Here is a 14,407-nt window from a genome sequence, read left to right on the forward strand (position 1 = left end):
TGACGCTAGTCGAACAGCGGTCGAGCGGCCGATTGTGTCCAGTCCGTGGGCGGGGTGCCCATCATGTGGGATCACATCGCGGTGATCGCCTTGAGAGCCTCGCTGAGGACCCGGTCACCGGGCGGGCCGTGGTGCCAGCGGGCGGCGACATGACCGTCGGGCCGGACGAGCAGCGCTCCGTGCGGGCCGAGGCCGCAGAACTCGGTGTGTTCCTCGGGCAGGGTCTCGATGTGCAGCGGCCAGGGTCCGGTGGCGTGCCCTTCCCAGGCGGCGGGGTCGGGGGTGAGCAGGGTGAACCACTCGCCCAGGATGTCGAGCGTGGAGCGGTCCGGGGCCAGCCACAGGTGCGGCATACGGTGGCCGGGCCGTGTGGAGGGCACGTAGTCCGTGCCCGGCTCGGACGGCTCGTGCGGTGCGCTGCCGTCGGTGAGCACCGCGTCGGAGTCGTAGGCGATGCCGAGCACGAGACCGAGCTGCGCGAAGTACTCCTCCGACCACGGCAGTTCGATCTGCTCGTCGGCCGCCCCACCGGACTGGAGCTGCTCGCGGCGCCGGGCCTGCACCTGGAACATCAGCTCGGCGTTGGCCACCGCCTGCCGGAGCGTCCGGTGGGCGACGGGATGCCGTTCCTTCTCGTAGCTGTCGAGCAGGCTCGGCCCGGCCCAGCCCTGGAGGACGCCCGCCAGTTTCCAGCAGAGGTTGTGCGCGTCGGCGATCCCGGCGTTCATGCCCAGGCCGCCGACCACGGGCACCGCGTGCGCCGCGTCGCCGGCCAGCAGGATCCTGCCGTGCCGGAAGTGTTCGGCGACGAACGCCTTCATCACCCAGTGCTGCACCCGCCGTACGTCCACCGCCACCTCGGAGCCGGTGCCGAGGGTGTGGGCGATGAGGTCGGCCCAGTCGGTGCGCTCGGCGTCTTTCCCGGGGGTGGGGCCGAACCAGGCCCAGCCCCCTTCGGGGTAGAGCGGGATGATCGAGCCGTGGGCGGTCACATAGACCCCGGCGGGCTGACTCGCGCTCCAGCGGTCGAGGTCGGCGTCGAACACCACGGTGGTGACGTCGGCGATCGCCCCGGGGCCCACGGCCCCGATGCCCAGCAACTGCCGGACGGTGGAGTTCGCGCCGTCGGCGGCGAGCAGACACCGGGCGCGCACGTGGATGGTCGTACCGCGCTCGTGGTCGAGGAGCCGGGCCACGACTCCGTCGGCCTCCTCGGTCAGGTCGGTCAGCTCGACACCGAACCGCAGCGGACCGGACGCCGCGGCCAGCAGATGGGGTTCGAGCCGGTCCTGCGAGGTCACCACGCCGAGCGCCGGGCTCTCGGCCACCGGCGCGTGGACCCCGACCATCGCCGCCGACGCGAAGTCGGGGCCGGGCAGGGACTCCCGGAAGCGGATGCGGCCGTACTCCGGGGCGAACCCGGCCGCCGTGATCTTCTCGTCGATCGCGAGCCGGCGGAAGATCTCCATCGACCGCACGTTCACCAGCCGGGACCGCGGAAAGGGGGACAGTTGGCGGTACTTCTCGACCAGCAGGACCGACACCCCCCAGCGCTCCAGTAACGCCCGGGCGGTGAGCCCGACGGGCCCACCGCCGACGACCAACACCTCGACCTCGTCGTCCACGACGACGTTCTGATCCGTCATGAGATCAATCTTCCGCACCTGGCGCGCGCTGCCGCAATGGTCCGTTCCGGCCTACGCCGCGTGCCGGCCGCCCCGGCGCCGGCCCCCGCCGCCCCGCACGCGGCGGGTCGCCGGCACCATCATTGTCCCGTCCGACCCGTTGACCTCCTCAAGACGCGCCTTTACCTTTCAGCCGTTCGTAATCACAGATGACGTTCGTTATTTCGAACAGCTCCCCCTCTGAGAGGCAGGCCGCATGAGCCGCGATCACGATCTGCCCCAAGTCCCCAGCCGCAGACTGCTGCTGAAGGGCGCCGCAGCCGCCGGTGGCCTCACCGCGGTCCCCGGCCTCGCCCACGCCGCATCCCCGAAGGCAGCCCCGTACGTGAACCCGCTCGTCCCCCACCGCGCCGACCCGCACATCCACCGCCACTCCGACGGCACCTACTACTTCACCGCCACCGCCCCGGAGTACGACCGCATCATCCTGCGCCGCTCGCGCACCCTGGGCGGCCTGACCACCGCCGCCGAGTCCGTCATCTGGCGCAAGCACGCCACCGGGAACATGGGCGCCCACATCTGGGCGCCGGAGATCCACCGCATCGGCGGCAAGTGGTACATCTACTTCGCCGCCGCGCCCGCCGAAGATGTGTGGGCCATCCGTATCTGGGTGCTGGAGAACGCCAACGCCGACCCCTTCAAGGGAACTTGGGTGGAGCGCGGTCAGCTGAAGACGCAGTGGGAGACCTTCTCCCTGGACGCCACCACCTTCACCCACCGCGGCACCCGCTATCTCTCCTGGGCCCAGCACGAGCCCGGCATGGCCAACAACACCGCCCTGTGGCTGTCGAGGATGGCCGACCCCTGGACCCTGACGGGCCCTCAAGTGCGCCTGTCCACCCCCGAGTACGACTGGGAGTGCATCGGCTACAAGGTCAACGAGGGCCCCTCGGTCATCGCCCGCAACGGACGGCTTTTCATGACGTACTCGGCCAGCGCCACCGACGCCAACTACTGCATGGGCCTGCTCACCATCGCCGCGGACGCCGACCCGATGAACCCCGCGAACTGGACCAAGTCCCCGACCCCGGTCTTCACCAGCAACGACACCACCAAGCAGTACGGCCCCGGCCACAACAGCTTCACCGTCGCCGAGGACGGCCGTACCGACGTCCTCCTCTACCACGCCCGCCCGTACAAGGAGATCGTCGGCGACCCGCTGAACGACCCCAACCGGCACACCCGGATCCAGACCCTCGGCTGGCACCCGGACGGCACCCCGGACTTCGGCATCCCCGTGGCGGACACGGCCAAGGAGAGTGTGTGAGATGAGACGTGCGTACGCGGTCCTGCTCGCCCTCTGTCTGGCGCTCGCCGGAGCCCTGGCGACCGCGGGGCCCGCCCAGGCCGCACCGCAGACGATCACCAACGGCACCCGGTTCACCGACACTTCGGGGAATCCGGTGCAAGCCCACGGCGGCGGAGTCATCAAGGTCGGCGCGTACTACTACTGGTTCGGCGAGAACCGCAACGCCGACAACACCTTCCGGTATGTCTCCGCCTACCGTTCCACGGACCTGAAGAACTGGGAGTTCCGCAACCACGTCCTGACCGAGGCGAGCGACCCCGAACTCGCCACCGCCAACATCGAGCGGCCCAAGGTCATGTACAACGCGGCCACCGGCCAGTTCGTGATGTGGATGCACAAGGAGAACGGCACCGACTACAGCGAGGCCCGTGCGGCGGTCGCCGTCTCCGACACCGTGGACGGCGACTACACCTGGCAGGGCAGCTTCCGCCCGCTCGGCCAGCACATGTCCCGGGACATCACGGTCTTCGTCGACACCGACGGCACCGGCTACATGGTCTCGGCCGCCCGGGAGAACTACGACCTGCACATCTACCGCCTGACCAGTGACTACACCGGCATCGCCGCGCTGGTCGCCAACCCCTGGCCCGGCGGCCACCGCGAGGCACCGGCGCTGTTCAAGCGTAACGGCGTCTACTTCATGCTCACTTCGGGCGCCACCGGCTGGAACCCCAACCAGCAGCAGTACGCCACCGCGACCTCTCTCGCCGGCCCCTGGACCGCCATGAAGAACATCGGCGACTCCACGACGTACGGCTCCCAGACCGCGTACGTCCTTCCCGTGCAGGGGAGTTCGGCCACCTCCTACCTCTACCTCGGCGACCGCTGGGGCAACTCGTTCGGCGGGACCGTCAACGACTCCCGCTATGTCTGGCTCCCGCTGACCTTCCCGAGCTCCACCACCATGTCCATGTCCTGGACTCCGGAGGTCACGATCGACACGGCGACCGGGACGGTCAGCGGCACGAGCGCCCCGTACAACACGCTGATCGCCCGCCACTCCGGCCGGTGCGCCGATGTGACCAGCCAGTCGCAGTGGCAGGGCGCCCAGCTCAAGCAGTACGACTGCAACGGCGGCGCCAACCAGAAGTACTGGTTCAAGTCCCTCGGCGGCGGCTCCTACCAGCTGATGGCCCGGCACAGCTCCCTGTGCGTGCAGGAGAACGCGAACACGGTGACGCAGGAGAACTGCAACGCCTCGGCGACGAGCCAGCAGTGGTCGCTGACCCCCGCCGGCTCCTACGTCAACGTCGTCTCCCGCGCGACCGGCGAGTGCCTGGACGTGAACGGCGCGTCCACCGCCAACTCCGCCGCGATCATCACGTACACCTGCAACGGAGGTACGAACCAGCAGTGGACGCGGGGCAGTTGACCGCCTCAGGCCAGCAGGTCGATCGCGTCGATCGAGGTGCCGGCACTGAGATAGGACGTCGTCCCCGAACCGCTCACCACATTGATCCTCAGCCTGTTGTAGGCGCCGGCGTCCGTCAGCCAGGCGGACGCCGGGACGCTGTAGGTGAAGGTGTGGTTGTTGCCGCGGTACGAGCCGTTGGTCAGCGACCGGGTGTTCGGCTGCGTGGGCGGGGAGGGGATGGCGGACGTCCAGGTGTCGTTGACGACGACCTGCGGGCGGCCGTTGGCGTAGGCCGTCGTCACACCGATGCGCAGGGTGTGCGCGGCGGCGGCCTGGGCGGCGGTGAGCTTGAAGTGCACGACGATCCCGCTGTTGACGTCCTTCCAGAGGTAGCAGGGGAAGGCGGACGTCTCGGTCCCGCTGCCGATCACCACGTTGCCGGTCCACGCGGCGGCGCGGACGTCCGACGGATGCGCGTACGTCATCAGATCGGCGTTCTTGAAGCCCCTGGGCGTGCCGTTCCAGTCGCCGATGCGCCAGATCGCGGCCGCGTTGGAGGGGTCGTTGGAGGAGGGGATCGCGATCGTGTTCAGGGTGGTCGTCGCGCCCGCAGTGACCGTCACCGAGCCGGTGTACACGGCGAGTTCGTCTTTGAAGACGGTGAGCGTGTACGTCCCCGGCAGCACGCCGGAGAGGGAGAAGTAACCGTCCGAGGCGCGCGCCGAACCCCAGTACTGCGCCGTGGGGTTGGCGAGGCCCACGGTGTAGGCGTACGCCGTGTTCCGCCCGCTGATCCCGACGCCGGCCACCCGGCCCCGGCCGCTCGCGCCGACGTAGCCGGACATACCGAGGGAGTCCGCCCAGGAGGTGGTGAGGGTTCCGGGGAAGAGGGCGGAGGAGGGCGCGCCGCCGTCCGTGAGCGCGATGACGTACGGGCCCTGGAGGCCGAAGCGCTCCGGCTCGGTCTGGTTCTGGCCGTAGTGCAGGATCTCGTACAGGCCGCCGCCGTCGGCGCTCTGGTGGCGCAGCAGCGAGCGGTAGAAGGGGCCGCCGGAGGCCTTCTCGTGGTTGCTGCGCACGATCCACAGGCCGACGCCGCCCGCCGACCAGCCGACGTGGGTGTAGTCCATCACCCGCAGCTTGGAGTAGTGCTTGGAGCGGGTCTGGCCGTCGGACTTCGCGAAGACGTCGGAGGACTCGATGGTGGTGGGGGCGTAGGTGTAGGAGTCGGGCTCGTCGTTGAGGAAGAGCCCCGCCTTGACGCGCAGGATGAAGCGGGTCGCGGAGACGGACGTGTCGGCCTTGTTGGTCCACACGTAGATGTTGTTCTCGCCGCTGCGGGCCGCGTAGTAGTGCCTGAGCGTGCCGTAGCTGACCGAGACCAGGATCGTCGGGCCGGACTGGCTGATCGTCACGGTGGAGCTGCCGAGGCCGGACTCGATGTGTGAGTTCTTGCCGCCGTAGCCCTGGTACTCCACGCCCCGGTAGACCAGCGAGGACAGGTCGCCGTTGGACTTGCTGACCTTGAAGACCAGGTTGGCGCCGGTGTCGATGACGTAGTTCGAGCCGTCGTCGCTCCAGCCGAAGGCGGCGGCGGAGGCGGTGCCGGTGAGGGCCGCGGTGCCTACGGCGGCCGCGGTGCCGAGGACGAAGGTGCGGCGGCCGACCGTGCCGGATTCGGACATGGGGGACCTCCTTCGGGAGGTGTGGGGGTTGCGGGTGTGACCGAGGTTGACAGTTGAATCGTTTTTGCGAAAGGGCTTTCGCGCGGCCGGTGTTGGGAATCTTATGAATTCGAGCCAAGGTCTAGAAAGCGCTTGTGGCTAGCGGTACGGTCCAGCGCCAGGCCTTGTTCACCGTGACGGAGGAGCCGCGAGTGAGACGTTCGAGCATCGCTGTACTGGCGGCGGTGACCCTGAGCACCGCGCTGAGCGCCGCGCCCGCGCAGGCGGGGGAGTCGGCGCCGGGCATGGCGAACTGCACCGCCACCGCCTGTCATTTCGACCTTCCGCCCGGCACGTACGACGTGAAGGTGCTGCTCGGCGGCTCCGTCGAGTCGAGTACCGCCATCACCGGCGAGACCCGGCGCGCCCTGCTCCCCGAGACCGCCGCCCCGGCCGGTGAGCGCGTCGCCCGCAGCTTCACCGTCAACGTCCGCACCCCCGAGGGCGAGCCCACCGGCGCCGCCGGAACCCCCGGCCTGGACCTGACCCTCGGCGGCTCGGCCCCCGCTCTGGCCGACATCCGCGTGTCCCCCGCCCGGCACGCCCGCCAGATCTTCCTCGTCGGTGACTCCACGGTCTGCGACCAGCCCGGCGACCCCTACTACGGCTGGGGCCAGCAGCTCCCGCAGTACCTCCGCAAGGGCGTCTCGGTCGCCAACTACGCCGATTCCGGCGAGAGTACGGTCACCTATCTGGGGAACCCGCAGCTGTGGGCCACCGTCCAGCCGCAGATCCGCCGCGGCGACCTCGTCCTGATCCAGCTCGCGCACAACGACAAGACGACCGACGAGGCGACGTACCGCGCCAACCTGGAGACCCTGGTGGCGGGCGTGCGGGAGCAGGGCGGCGAACCCGTGCTCGTCACCCCCATCGTGCGGCGCTGGTTCAACTCCGACGGCACCCTCGACAACGGCACCGCGCTGCTGGTGAACGGCCTGGGCGTGGACCATCCGGCGGTCATCCGTTCGGTCGCCGCGGCCGAGGGCGTGCCGCTGATCGACCTCACGGCGAAGAGCAAGGCGCTGGTCGAGTCGCTCGGCGTCGAGGGCTCCAAGTCCCTGTACCTGTACAACGAGAAGCGCGACAACACCCACACCTCGGTGCGCGGCGCCACGGCGTACGCGGAACTGGTCCGTGACGAACTACGGGCCCAGGGTCTGGTGCCCGAGGGCCTGGTGAGGGTGGGATGAGTCCCTGGGGCGTCCCGACCGGAACCGGGGCGCCCCAGGTCTGTGTCACGAAGCCGTCTGGAGAAACGATGCAGCTGCCTCCCGAGGACCGCACCCTCAGCCCCCGCACCGGCTACACCCGCGCCCACTGGGAGGCGGCCGCCGACGCCCTGCTGGCCGCGGTGGAGCCGTACACGACCGAGGACCGCGCCCTCTGCCACCTCCCCGGCGACCGGGAGAGCTGGTCCGGCCGTCTCTCCGACGGCCTGGAGGGCTACGCCCGCACGCTCCTGCTGGCGGCCTTCCGCCGGGACGAAACGGCCCTGGAGCGCTACGCCGAAGGACTGGCGGCCGGCGTCTCGGGGGCCTGGCCCCGCGTCGAGCACCGCAGCCAGCCCCTGGTGGAGGCGGCGTCCATCGCGCTCGCCCTGCGCCTGACCCGACCGCTGCTGTGGGACCGCCTGTCCGACGGCGTGCAACAGCGGGCGGCGGCCTGGCTGGGCGACGCGCTGAGCGCCGAACCCTGGCCGTGCAACTGGGAGTTGTTCCCTGTGACGGTGGGCGGCTTCCTGGGCTCGATCGGCCATGAGCCGGAGGCGTCGGCCAAGGCGATCGACCGAGGCCTCTCGCGCATCGAGCAGTGGTACGTGGGGCACGGCTGGTACACCGACGGCGACGGCCGCAAGTTCGACTACTACAACGGCTGGGCGATGCACCTGTACCCGGTGCTGCACGCGTGGCTGGCGGACGACGCCGAGCTGCTGTCCCTGTACGGAGGCAGGCTGGCCCGCCACCTGGAGGACTACGCCCACCTGTTCGCCGCCGACGGCGCCCCCCTGCACCAGGGCCGCTCCCTGACGTACCGCTTCGCGACGACGGCTCCCCTGTGGCTCGGTGCCCTGACGGGCCACACCCCCCTGCCGCCGGGCGAGACCCGCCGCCTCGCCTCGGGCGCCCTGCGCTACTTCCTGGACCGGGGCGCGGTGGACGAACGGGGCTTGCTCACCCTGGGCTGGCACGGCCCGAACCCCGCCCTGCTGCAGAACTATTCGGGCCCGGCGTCCCCGTACTGGGCGAGCAAGGGCTTCGTGGGCCTGCTGCTGCCGGCGGACCACGAGGTGTGGACGGCGACGGAGGAACCGGGCCCGGCGGAACGCTCGGACGCCGCTCACCCGGTGTCCCCGCCCAACTGGCTCCTCCAGTCCACGCGTTCGGACGGCCTGGTCCGCCTCCACAACCACGGCAGCGAGGACGTCCGCTACGACCCGTACTACACGCGGCTCGCGTACTCGACATCGACGGAGCCGTCTCCGTCGTACGACAACTGCGTGTTCGTCGGGGAGGACCCGAGCCGCACGGGCATCGAGCCGCTGGGCGTGGGAGCCGACTGGGCGGCCTCGCGGCACACGGTGTCCTCGGGCGCGCGGGTGACGAGCGTGGTGCTCGTGCGCGGGGCGGTCGAGGTGCGGGTGCATCTGGTGGCGGGGACGGAGCCCGGGACGGCGGTGCGGGTGAGCGGATGGGCGGGGCGAGAGGGGGTACTGGCGGAACTGGTGCCGGCGTTCGGCCTGGACGAGGACCTCAGCGGGGTCACGGGGGACGGGCCCACGCTGTTCGCCGCTCTCGCCCGGCTCACGGCGGAACCGGATCCCGCGGTGCTGGCGGGGATGGCCGCGGTGAGTGTGGTGGAAGGCCAAGAGGTCGTCGTTCGTTGGGCGAGCGGTGGGCAGACGCGGGTGCGGGTGCGGGACGGTGAGCTGAACATGCTGTAGCGCCCGGACAGTTGCCCGGTTTCCATGGCCCCGCCACACAGGGCGACCGCGCCGCTACGGTCTTGACCGAAGGCTGCGGGGGGACGGGGTGGACTGCAGGTGGGCCGGAGATTCTTCGTGGCGCTGGGTATCGGGCGTTACTGCCACCTCCCGGCGGACGAACAGCTCCAGAAGGTGCCGTCCGATGTCCGGGCGACGCGTGACCTCTTCGAGGGCTTCGGGTACCGGTCGGTGCTGCCGGGGCTCGGCGAGTACGACGGCGCGGAGCAGATCCGGCAGAAACTGCGGCACTGGTCGGCCGACGCCCGGCTGACGCACGAGGACGTGGTGGTCGTCCTGCGCCGAAGCAAGCCCCGCCTACCGTCGTCGTATGACCCACGGCGCTCTCAGCACCCCCTTCGCCCGCCTCCACCGCCGCGACGAACCCCTGCTGCTGCGCAACGCCTGGGACCACGCCTCCGCCATGGCGCTCGCGGCGCAGGGGTTCCCGGCCGTCGGGACCACGAGTCGAGGGGTGGCCGCGGCCCTGGAGACGGCCGCCGATATCCGGGCCGGCCGGACACCTCGCGGTGAGACACCGATGTACGACCACATCCAGGGGCTGGTGGGCGGCAGCTGACGCGCGGAGTGTGTCTGCGAGTTGGTCGGCGAACTCCCTGGCCGTACGTCGTAGTGGTTCGTGGTCCGGTTCAGCCCTCGGTCCTCTCCTGTTTCGGCCAGTGCTCCAGCGCCACATGCAGCGCCTCGACCGCCCGGTCCCAGGAGCGGCGTACGTCCCTGGGCGCGCCGAAGGCGCCCGCGGACTCCAGGGCGCAGTAACCGTGGAAGGTGCTGCGCAGCAGGCGTACCGCATCGGTCAGGTCGGGTTCCTCCAGGCCGTAGGCGCGCAGCATGCCGTAGGTGATCTCGGCGGTGCGGCGCAGCGCGGGGGAGTCCGTCACCAGGGCCTGGTCCATGCGGATCTGGGTCGCCGCGTATCTGCCCGGGTGGTCCAGGGCGTACTCCCGGTACGCGTCCGCGAAGGCCGCCAGTGCGTCCTTGCCGGCCCGGCCCGCGACCGCCAGGGCGATCCGGTCGGTCATCTCCGCGCCCGCCAGCAGCGCGATCCGGGCCCTCAGGTCCTGGAGGTTCTTCACATGCGAGTACAGGCTCGCGTCCTTCACGCCGAAGTGCCGGGCCAGCGCCGAAAGACTGACGTTCTCGAAGCCGGATTCGTCGGCGAGGTCGGCGGCGGCCGCCGTGATGCGGTCGGCGGTGAGACCCGCTCGGGGCATGGGTGCCTCCATTCCTGTGGTTACTGGCCTACAACCTAGGGCCTCTAGGCCCGTACTTCGCAGGTCGCCGAAAAGGTTCTCCGCATCGGCCTCACGGCGTCCGATCTCGACCGGGCCGGACCGAGACGGCCATCGCTGCTGCGGTTCCGACCGGCGAGCGATCAGCTACGACCGCTTGGTCTTCACGATCGGGTGACCTGCGAAGTACGGGTCTAGGGAACGGGCCTTCATCGCATCAGCTGCGGCAGTCCGGTCAGTACGCCCCAGCCCGCCGCGCCGGCCGCCAGCAGGGCTGTGGGCCAGCCCGCACCGGCGGTGAGTGTCAGAGCGCCGACGACAGCGGCGGCGAGCAGGGCGAGGGTGAGGACGACCAGGGTGCGGACGTCGAAGAGGGGCATGCTGACTCCATCCCGTACGTCCCGGGGCGGTTGGCCCGAGGATCCGTACGGCCAGCCTCCGGCCCACGGGCCCTTCCGGCGGCGACGGCGAACGACTCCGAACGACCACGAACGATCGACGAGATCCCCGAACGTCCCTGCCTGGCTACGCTGATGACGGATCGTCGGAACCGCCGGGCCGGAGGAGACGTATGGCCACTCCACAGGGCACCCCCGAACCGCTTCTCCGCTTCTGCGGCAGTCTGCGGGAACTGAAGTTCGTCTCGGGCGCGCCCTCACTCGGCGACCTGAAACGGCGGATGCCCTCACGCCCGGCCGCCAGCACGCTCAGCCCCCTGCTGGCCGGGAAGATCCGGCGTGCCCCGCGCTGGGAACTCGTGCGCGAACTCGTCACCGCCTGCCAGGAACACGCGACAGCGGTCGGCATCGACCTCCCCGAGGACCTCGGCTCCGTGCCGGTCTGGCGCCGGCGCCACGACGAACTGGTCCGTGCCCTCGACGGTACGGCACCCCGCCAGTCGCCCGGCGAACTCGGCGAGCTGCTGCGCCTCACCGCGTCCGGACAGCCACCCCTCCTCGGCGAACTCACCGACGCCGACCTGGGGGTGGCCCCGCCGCTGCCCGGCGCGGACGCCGGATACATAGCCCGCGGAGACTTCGACGAGGAGATGCGCAGCATGCTCTCCCTGGAAGGCCCGCCCCACCCGTTCGTCCTCGCGTACGGGGAGGACCGGGCGGGCAAGACCCGGTCGGCCGTCGAGGCGCTGCGCGCGGAGTTCGCCGTCGGCACACCGGTGCTGATCCCGCACACGGCCGCCGCGGTGTCCCGGCTGCGCCCACACGCGGAGACGCTCGACCGCCTCCCGGCACCGGTCGTGCTCTGGCTGGGCGATCTGGCGGAAGCCGACCTGGAGCTGCTGACGCCGGAGTTGCTGGAGTGGCTCTCCGGATGGGCGGTGACCGCCGGAACCGTCTCCGCGCGCCGGTGCGGGGCGATCCTGGAGGCGACCGGACCCGAGGGCGCCGTTGCCCGGGCCGCGCTGAGCACCGCATGCCTGGTGCATCTGCCGCTCGAACTCGACGAGGCCGAACGCGCGGAGGCCGCCTGGCACTTCGAGGGCGGTGCCGTGCCGAGGAGCTTCGCCGAGGTGGCGGAAGCCTCGCAGCCCCGCGAGATGCTGTTGCGGCTCAACACCGCCCGGTCCGCCAACCCGGTCGGCGTGGCCGTGGTCCGTGCCGCCGTGGACTGTCAGCGGGCGGGCCTGGACCGGGGGCTGACACGCGACGAACTGCTCCGGCTGCTCCCGCCGTATCTGACCGCGCTCGGCGCTCGCATGGCCCCCGGGGACGGGTTCGAGCAAGGCCTGACCTGGGCCCGGGACCCGGTCGTGGGCGGCCGTGCCCTGCTGCAGCCCTCGGCATCCGAGACGGCCACGGACGGCTGGCAGGCCGCGCCGGAGCTGGTCCGCGAGGCTGACTCCGGGCCTGTGCCCGGCTTCCTCTGGCCGGAGCTGCTGGACCTGGCCACGCCCGAGGAGGCCTTGGACATCGGCTACCAGGCCGGGAAGCGAGACGCACCCGTGTACGCGGCCGCCGCCTTCACCAAGGCCATGGAGGACGAGGAGAACCGGCCGGTCGCCCTGCTGTGGCTCGGGAAGGCGAAGCGGCTGCTCGGTGCCAATACCGGCGCCAAGGACGCCTTCCGGCGGCTCATCGAGACCGGGGACGCCGAGCATCGGGCCCAGGCCGCCCTGGAACTCGGCGCGTTGCTGAAGGACGAAGGGGACATCGAGGGTGCCGAGGAGGCATGGTGGCTGGCGGCCGCGGACGGGGACGTGAAGCGCGTCGCACCACGGGCCCGCTACCAGCTGGCCACGATGCTGGTGACCGAACGCCCGCACCGGGAGGCGGACTTCGAGGCACTCTTCCGCGAGGTTGCCACCAGCGGACACACCGATCTCGCCCCGAGGTCGTGGACCCTGCTCGCGGGGCTGTACCAGGACCGCGGTGATCTGCCGGCTGCCCTGGAGGCCTGGGAGCGGGCCGCGGAGTGGGACCACGCGGAGGTGACGGAGCTGAGGGAGGCGATGGTCCCCGGTCTGCACCAGCGCATCGTGGAGCTTGCGGAGGTGCACCACGGCGGGCCCGCGCGCCGGACCGCCGGGGAACTGCTGGCGCAGGCCGACCGGCTCGTGGAGCTGGGGGACTGGACGGGGGCGCTGACCGCCTTCCGCGCCGCCGCGGACTGCGAGGATCCGGACCTGCGGGCCCGCGCGCTGCTCGGCGCGGCCCGGATCCTGCGGGGGCCGGGACACCTCGGTCAGGCATGTGAGGCCTGCGAGGCTGTCGCCGAGTGCGGTGTGCCCCACCACACGGCCAAGGCGCTGCTGGAACTCGGGGTGATGCGGGACGAGGAAGGAGACGTGCCGGGGGCGTACCGGGCATGGTCGAGGGCCGTGGAGACGGGTGCGGCCGAGGAGGCGGACATCGCCGCGCTCAACCTCGGCCTGCTGGAGGTGGGCCGCGGGCGCGACGACGCGGCGGAGCCGGCCTTCCGCCGAGCGGTGCGGTCACACAACCAGCGGATCCGGGCGAAGGCCGCACTGAACCTCGCCGTGCTGCACGAGGAGCACGGGGCCGAGGCCGACACGGTGGACGCCTGGTACCGCACGTCCATCGAGACCGAGGACCCGGAGTTCATGCCGCAGGCCGCGATCGCCCTGGGCGGGCGCCTGATCGGCCGGGGCCTGCGGGCCGAACCGAAGCGGCTGCTGGAGATGGCGATCGGGGCGGGCGACCCCGGCGAGAAGGCACGGGCGACCATGCTCCTGGGGGCGGTCCACGATCTGGACGACGACGTGGACCGCGCGGCGGCCCTCTACCGCCAGGCCATCGAGCTGAGGCACCCGGACCATTCCGTCGAGGCCCAGCTGTACCTCGGGAAGCTGTGCCTTCGCACCCATCGCGACGACGCGGCCCGCTGGCACCTGCGGGCGGCCCTGGACGCGGGGCACGCCGAGCACTCACCCGAGGCGGGGCTGCTGCTCGCGCAGATCCACCAGGGATACGGCGAGCTCGACGAGGCCGAACTGCTGCTGGCGCAGCTCGTGGAGACAGGCCATGAGGAGGTGGCCCCCGAGGCCGGGGAACTGCTCGGCGATGTACTGGCGGGCAGCGGCCGTACCGACGAGGCTCGGCGGGTGTGGGCCTGGGTGGCCGCACAGGGCCGGGAGCCGAACGCGGGAACCGCCCGCGCCCGGCTCGCGGAACCGGGCGACTGACGCGGCGGGGCTCAGGCCGCCCCCGGCTTCACCAGCCCCGTCTCGTACGCCGGTTGCGCACACCACCGCCTGCGCCCGGGCGCAGGCTTCGCGAAGATGCGCGCCCCATGCGACTTCACCGTCGCCTCGCTCAGGGTCAGATGCGCGGCCAGTTCCGTGTGGGACAGTCCGCCAGACCGTCGTGATCGCGCTGGTCACGCCGACGTCGACGGCGGCGACGGTGGTGGCCCTCGGCCTCGTCGACGCCGCCTCCGCCCCCTTCGACCGCGCATGGCGGACGCCGTCGACATCACGCTGCCCGCCTGCATGACGGACGTCTGGCAGGCCCCGGCGCCGGCCGGCCTCGCCCTCGCCGGGGTTGCCATCGCGGTCCTGGGTGCGCTCGTCCCGGCCCGGCGTGCGGCGAGGCTGACCGTCGCGGAGGTGCTGCGCAACGAGTGA

Annotated in this window: 10 protein-coding genes and 1 pseudogene; 7 read left to right on the top strand and 4 right to left on the bottom strand. The window is 71.3% G+C overall.

The annotated features are described in order from the left end of the window. Nucleotides 1-71: 71 nt before the first annotated feature. On the bottom strand, nucleotides 72-1,646 hold the full coding sequence (locus RMT89_RS24165) for an FAD-dependent monooxygenase (RefSeq protein ID WP_315885876.1): 1,575 nt from the start codon (nucleotides 1,644-1,646) through the stop codon (nucleotides 72-74). Nucleotides 1,647-1,881: 235 nt separating this feature from the next. Here RMT89_RS24165 and RMT89_RS24170 point away from each other — a divergent pair, with 235 nt between their 5' ends. Both RMT89_RS24170 and RMT89_RS24175 read left to right on the top strand, forming a co-directional pair. Beyond that, nucleotides 1,882-2,952 (top strand): glycoside hydrolase family 43 protein, encoded by a 1,071-nt coding sequence (locus RMT89_RS24170; RefSeq protein WP_315885877.1) that lies wholly within the window; start codon nucleotides 1,882-1,884, stop codon nucleotides 2,950-2,952. A gap of 1 nt (nucleotide 2,953) precedes the next feature. Beyond that, nucleotides 2,954-4,366, top strand: a complete 1,413-nt coding sequence (locus tag RMT89_RS24175) for an RICIN domain-containing protein (protein WP_315885878.1) — start codon at nucleotides 2,954-2,956, stop codon at nucleotides 4,364-4,366. Between the two features lie 5 nt (nucleotides 4,367-4,371). On the opposite strand, the gene RMT89_RS24180 is transcribed toward RMT89_RS24175, so the two are convergent. Further along, the gene (locus RMT89_RS24180) at nucleotides 4,372-6,033 is read right to left on the bottom strand and encodes a rhamnogalacturonan lyase B N-terminal domain-containing protein (protein WP_315885879.1); all 1,662 of its coding nucleotides are present in this window, start codon (nucleotides 6,031-6,033) and stop codon (nucleotides 4,372-4,374) included. A gap of 191 nt (nucleotides 6,034-6,224) precedes the next feature. Between RMT89_RS24180 and RMT89_RS24185 the strand changes: the two genes are divergently transcribed. From RMT89_RS24185 to RMT89_RS24195, 3 genes and pseudogenes are all read left to right on the top strand, one after another. Then, nucleotides 6,225-7,262 (top strand): rhamnogalacturonan acetylesterase, encoded by a 1,038-nt coding sequence (locus tag RMT89_RS24185; protein WP_315885880.1) that lies wholly within the window; start codon nucleotides 6,225-6,227, stop codon nucleotides 7,260-7,262. A gap of 68 nt (nucleotides 7,263-7,330) precedes the next feature. Beyond that, the gene (locus RMT89_RS24190) at nucleotides 7,331-9,013 is read left to right on the top strand and encodes a DUF2264 domain-containing protein (protein ID WP_315885881.1); all 1,683 of its coding nucleotides are present in this window, start codon (nucleotides 7,331-7,333) and stop codon (nucleotides 9,011-9,013) included. 370 nt (nucleotides 9,014-9,383) lie between these two features. Then, nucleotides 9,384-9,539: pseudogene (locus tag RMT89_RS24195) on the top strand (isocitrate lyase/phosphoenolpyruvate mutase family protein); the annotation flags it as partial. A gap of 163 nt (nucleotides 9,540-9,702) precedes the next feature. Here the strand turns inward: RMT89_RS24195 and RMT89_RS24200 are convergent. Both RMT89_RS24200 and RMT89_RS24205 read right to left on the bottom strand, forming a co-directional pair. Next, nucleotides 9,703-10,287 (bottom strand): WHG domain-containing protein, encoded by a 585-nt coding sequence (locus RMT89_RS24200; protein ID WP_315885882.1) that lies wholly within the window; start codon nucleotides 10,285-10,287, stop codon nucleotides 9,703-9,705. Nucleotides 10,288-10,514: 227 nt separating this feature from the next. Continuing rightward, nucleotides 10,515-10,685 (bottom strand): hypothetical protein, encoded by a 171-nt coding sequence (locus tag RMT89_RS24205; protein WP_315885883.1) that lies wholly within the window; start codon nucleotides 10,683-10,685, stop codon nucleotides 10,515-10,517. Between the two features lie 191 nt (nucleotides 10,686-10,876). Between RMT89_RS24205 and RMT89_RS24210 the strand changes: the two genes are divergently transcribed. Then, entirely contained in the window at nucleotides 10,877-13,966 is a 3,090-nt protein-coding gene (locus RMT89_RS24210; protein ID WP_315885884.1) for a tetratricopeptide repeat protein, read from the top strand. Nucleotides 13,967-14,236: 270 nt separating this feature from the next. Then, complete coding sequence (locus RMT89_RS24215) at nucleotides 14,237-14,407, top strand: hypothetical protein (RefSeq protein ID WP_315885885.1); 171 nt, start codon at nucleotides 14,237-14,239, stop codon at nucleotides 14,405-14,407.

The sequence above is a fragment of the Streptomyces sp. P17 genome, from assembly GCF_032436805.1.
Lineage (GTDB): Bacteria > Actinomycetota > Actinomycetes > Streptomycetales > Streptomycetaceae > Streptomyces.